Annotated in this window: 8 protein-coding genes; 7 read left to right on the plus strand and 1 reads right to left on the minus strand. The window is 47.0% G+C overall.

Translation table 11 applies throughout. From position 1 onward, the window contains the following. The 3 genes from DES37_RS25075 to DES37_RS25085 form a co-directional block, all read left to right on the plus strand. Window positions 1–659: ECs1072 family phage-associated protein (locus tag DES37_RS25075; protein ID WP_110028256.1), on the plus strand; the 659-nt coding region annotated here is incomplete at its 5' end. 476 nt (window positions 660–1,135) lie between these two features. Next, a complete protein-coding gene (locus tag DES37_RS26260) occupies window positions 1,136–1,612 on the plus strand; it encodes a L,D-transpeptidase family protein (protein ID WP_484173686.1) in 477 nt (158 codons plus the stop codon). A 6-nt stretch (window positions 1,613–1,618) separates the two neighbouring features. Then, entirely contained in the window at window positions 1,619–2,041 is a 423-nt protein-coding gene (locus tag DES37_RS25085; RefSeq protein WP_110028258.1) for a hypothetical protein, read from the plus strand. A gap of 45 nt (window positions 2,042–2,086) precedes the next feature. On the opposite strand, the gene DES37_RS25090 is transcribed toward DES37_RS25085, so the two are convergent. Then, window positions 2,087–2,746, minus strand: a complete 660-nt coding sequence (locus DES37_RS25090) for a LexA family protein (protein WP_211320577.1) — start codon at window positions 2,744–2,746, stop codon at window positions 2,087–2,089. Between the two features lie 91 nt (window positions 2,747–2,837). On the opposite strand from DES37_RS25090, the gene DES37_RS25095 reads away from it, so the two are divergent. The 4 genes from DES37_RS25095 to DES37_RS25110 all read left to right on the plus strand — a co-directional run. Beyond that, window positions 2,838–3,023 carry a Cro/CI family transcriptional regulator gene (locus tag DES37_RS25095; RefSeq protein WP_110028259.1) on the plus strand — a complete coding sequence of 62 codons (186 nt, stop codon included), beginning with the start codon at window positions 2,838–2,840 and terminating at the stop codon, window positions 3,021–3,023. Between the two features lie 40 nt (window positions 3,024–3,063). Further along, a complete protein-coding gene (locus tag DES37_RS25100) occupies window positions 3,064–3,615 on the plus strand; it encodes a YmfL family putative regulatory protein (protein ID WP_064601298.1) in 552 nt (183 codons plus the stop codon). Between the two features lie 205 nt (window positions 3,616–3,820). Further along, on the plus strand, window positions 3,821–3,946 hold the full coding sequence (locus DES37_RS25105; RefSeq protein WP_425451743.1) for a DUF4222 domain-containing protein: 126 nt from the start codon (window positions 3,821–3,823) through the stop codon (window positions 3,944–3,946). Further along, a partial coding sequence (locus DES37_RS25110) for a helix-turn-helix domain-containing protein (RefSeq protein ID WP_146211556.1) occupies window positions 3,943–4,136 on the plus strand: 194 nt, incomplete at its 3' end. The genes DES37_RS25105 and DES37_RS25110, both read left to right, overlap by 4 nt.

Here is a 4,136-nt window from a genome sequence, read left to right on the forward strand (position 1 = left end):
TTCATCCTCCTAGTGTTGGGTTGAAGATCTGGTACCGCCAAAGGTTCTACACAGCATTTGCGTTCCTTCGCAGTGGTCTGGGGTCATGGATAAACACCAGACTCCTGCGCCCTGAAAAAGCTGCTGGCTCACAGGGGTGGTTGTGCCTGCTTTTATCCACATCAGGCGAGGTGGTATCTTGGTTGCTCTCACACATCCAAGAAGGAACCAACATGAACGGATACGAAAATCTTTATTTAGCCATCCTTCCCGATCTTGCTGAACACTACGGAATTAGCTCCTCACATTTCCAAAGTAATCCTCATTCAACCAGTTCTCAGCAGTGCCGGAGTCATCTTTATAAGCTGATACTTATTGAGTTTTACCTTCATGAACACCGGTTGAAAAACAGCAAGTCCGTCCTTCATCTTGATGGTGTGGCTGCTTTGCATCACCTTGTGTATTTGAAAACAAAATGGACTCCTGCGAGCATTCGCAACCTGAACACTCCAGATCTGCTTTTTGCTCTGCTTGATGATCTTGTTCCAGACCAATTGAGTGAAACAGCGCAGAATTACTTAGCAGTGATTTCAAAGAATCAGCGTTTGCCAAAAATCGATCTAATGAGTTACACAGGCTGGGAGATAGGTTCTGGCGGTCAGTATCTGAAAGACGAGTGATTGCATGCTGGGCATCGTCGATCTGCTTTAAAAATTTGTATGCACCCCAACTTACACTTACGACAGCTGTGTTTATGTCGTTTACCAGGTCAAGCTGCTGTTGCATTTTTTCGCTTAGATTTTTCACTTCGGTGCATACATTCATCATCTTACCTTGTGTCAGTTTTGCCCTGAAAAAGCTGGCGGTTACCGACCATCAAGGGAAGCCGGGCCGCCAGAACAGGGATGGTGTTGTCATGAGGCGATAAACCGGGACTGCTCAAAGTCGTCTCATTACTTGCGTAATTATGAATGTACCTTTAGTTACCATTTAATGCAAACAAAAAGTACCAATAGTTACATTAATGATGTGTGGGAAAGTGCTGGGGTAGTCGTAACACTTAGTACATAGAGGTTGTTTTTAAGATTTCGCCTATATCCGGCATAAAAGGCATGGTTATTATCACGGAGATATTTTTCAATCAGATCAGATGGATATGTCAAAAATAATATTTAATGGTGCTACACACCAGATAACGCTAGTGGATAGTAGTGGCAACAACATCAGTACTTGGGCTGCGTATAATAATGTCGATAGTCACGCGACGTTGACCCATATTCAAAATGGGACATATATATTCCAGGATAGGGTACACCCGCATCGCCATCATTCAGCAACGGCAGACACCACTGATGGTCCTTATGGCATGTACGGTATTTTCCGCTTTTCTGTTCCTAATCACCCAGGTATAGGCCTCCATTCTGGCCGTGCTCATGCCCGACATGCTCCTGGTCCCCAGCATGCTACGATGGGTTGTATTCGAACATCTGATGACGCAATTGCTGCTGTCATAAAGATGGCCAGCACTTCACCTTTGACCACGATACAGGTTATTGGCAATACTGGACGCGCTGCGCAGGCTGCAACTAAAAGGAATCATCACCAGTCTCTACAGGGGCGTCATTACGGGTAATCATTTATGAAAAAAATAACTTTGCTGGTCCTTTGTGGATTGCTTACAGCTAATGTTGCCTGGGCTAAAACATGTACGCCCACTGATGCCGAAGCTGCAGATATGGCTGTTGATTCATTGAGTTCCTGGTCGGCAGTTAATCAAAACCGGATTAAGTTTGGGCATTGTGATGATGGAGATATAGCGGAAGGGAACTCAGAAGCTGTAGCGCGTTTGCTTGCGGATCATTGGGATTCTGTGCCTGAATTATCGACTTTAATTAGCAAAACACCTGCACTAAAAACATATGTACTCAAGCATATTGACTCAACGCTTGATACTAAAGATCTTGATAAAATTCAGGCTCAGGCTACGCATTCATGCCCTGCGAAATTAAAAGTGCTTTGCGGTGAAATAAAAGACGCTGCAGAAACTGCTGCCACGGAATAGTGGTATATCAATGTATTAAACTACCGGTGCCATGGACTGGCACCGTTAAAGATTCTGCGTTATTTGGACAACTCTTCCGACAATACGGCAATTTCCATCGATGGGAATTGGTTTGAAAGCTGGGTTCAGTGGCATGAGGTAGGAGAAAGGACTATCCCAAACAAGTTTTTTTACAGTTGCTTCGGATGTGCCATCCAGAACAGCAACGACAATCTTTCCATATAAGTCGTCTAATTGTCCGAAGTTTGGTTCAACGATCACAATTGAGCCTTCGGGAATGGAAGGTAGACCATTTGGATTTGTCATGGACTCACCACGAACGACTAACCCAAAAACTTCATCAGACACATCAGCTGTAGTTTGAGTCCATGATACCACGTCTGTCAGCCTCGAACTTGCGTATGACTCAGTCCAGTGGCCTGCCTGAACAGCTGAGATGATTGGTACTGCAACAGGTGTTTTAATAAATGGCATAACTTTCGTGTCATCTTTCTTTTCTTCTCCTTGTCCATATAGTAGCCATTCCGGAGTTGTCGATAGCGCAGAAGCGAGTTGATGTAGATTTTCTCCGTCTGGCTTTGTTGTGCCATTTTCCCACTTTGTTACAGATACGCGGCTCACCCCTAGCTTTTTTGCCAGGGATTGCTGTGTCACGTCTAACTGCAAACGCCGGGATCTGATCCGGTCTTTCATTTCTGTTTTCATGTAACTAATGTTACCTGTATTTGATGTACCTATTGTTTGCTATTTAATGTACCTTTTGTTACCTTTTGTGCATCATCAAGAGGAAACCATTATGCGCAAGAAAGATGTGATCAAGTTTTTTGGTGGTACTTCAAAGACTGCAAACATGCTTGGTATTACCCACCCGGCAGTGTGCCGCTGGGGAGATATTATCCCGCAAAAACAAGCATTTGTTATCGAACGGATAACAAGCGGGAAATTACGCTATGACCCGTCATTCTACAAAAAAGATAACTGAGAAGGTGGGCAATATTAACCACAGACAGAAGGGGTTAACCGTGGGTAAGCAACACTGGAAAGTCGAAAAACAGCCCGCCTGGCTGGTGGCTGCAATCAAACGAACTATCGCGGCATTGCCTGGTGGGTACGCCGAGGCTGCTGAATGGCTGGACGTAACAGAGAACGCATTGTTTAACCGCCTGCGTACTGATGGTGACCAGGTTTTCCCAATGGGGTGGGCCATGGTGCTACAGCAGGCCAGTGGCACGAAGTACATCGCCGATGCCGTTTCGCGTAATTCAAACAGCGTGAATGTTCCGTTGGTGGAGTTGGAAGAGGTGGATAACGGCGATATCAACCAACGCCTGATGGAGTCCATAGAGTGGATTGGTAAGCACTCAGCTTATCTGCGTAAAGCCACGGAAGACGGTGTTATTGATGCCACAGAGAAGCAGCAGATTGACGAGAACAGCTACCAGGTTATGGCGAAGTGGCAGGAACACTTAACGCTGTTATTCCGGATTTTCTGTGAGCCGGAAGAAAGTGGCGCCCGCGAGTGTGCAGCTCCGGGCGCCCTGGCGTGTCGTATTCGTGGAGAAACTAACGCATGAACAGTTTAACGGCTAACAGCCGCTTACCGCAACTGCGGGGCATCCCTGTGCCGGGAACCTCGTTGTTTCGGTATGAACGGATGGTATCAGGGCGCTGGGTGGCATGTAACCACAGCCGGGCGACATCAATTGTGGGTGTGTACTCCCGGAGGGCCAGAGCGTTATGCAGGAACTTGACCGCCAGTACAAAGACCCATGAGGCTTCATTGTCCACGTCATTGGCTACGACCGGGAAAAGCAGCAGGTCATTTTTATGCGCCAGGGCTACCCGTATGAGTGCATGCAGCCTGTTGAGCGTTTCAGGGAGAAGTTTAAAAGGGTGGATGCATGAGCACTAAGTTAACCGGTTATGTGTGGGACGCCTGCGCGGCCTCTGGCATGAAGTTGTCCAGTGTGGCCATTATGGCGCGCCTGGCTGACTTCAGTAGTGACGAGGGGGTGAGCTGGCCGTCTATTGGAACCATTGCCCGGCAGATAGGTGCAGGTGAAAGTACCGTGCGTACTGCTCTGGCACAGCTGGA

It is taken from the genome of Mangrovibacter plantisponsor, assembly GCF_003182475.1.
Lineage (GTDB): Bacteria > Pseudomonadota > Gammaproteobacteria > Enterobacterales > Enterobacteriaceae > Mangrovibacter > Mangrovibacter plantisponsor.

Coding starts and splice junctions, on each gene's coding strand:
- DES37_RS26260 (WP_484173686.1), top strand. CDS start 1,136: ATGTCAAAAATAATATTTAATGGTGCTACACACCAGATAACGCTAGTG.
- DES37_RS25085 (WP_110028258.1), top strand. CDS start 1,619: ATGAAAAAAATAACTTTGCTGGTCCTTTGTGGATTGCTTACAGCTAAT.
- DES37_RS25090 (WP_211320577.1), bottom strand. CDS start 2,746: ATGAAAACAGAAATGAAAGACCGGATCAGATCCCGGCGTTTGCAGTTA.
- DES37_RS25095 (WP_110028259.1), top strand. CDS start 2,838: ATGCGCAAGAAAGATGTGATCAAGTTTTTTGGTGGTACTTCAAAGACT.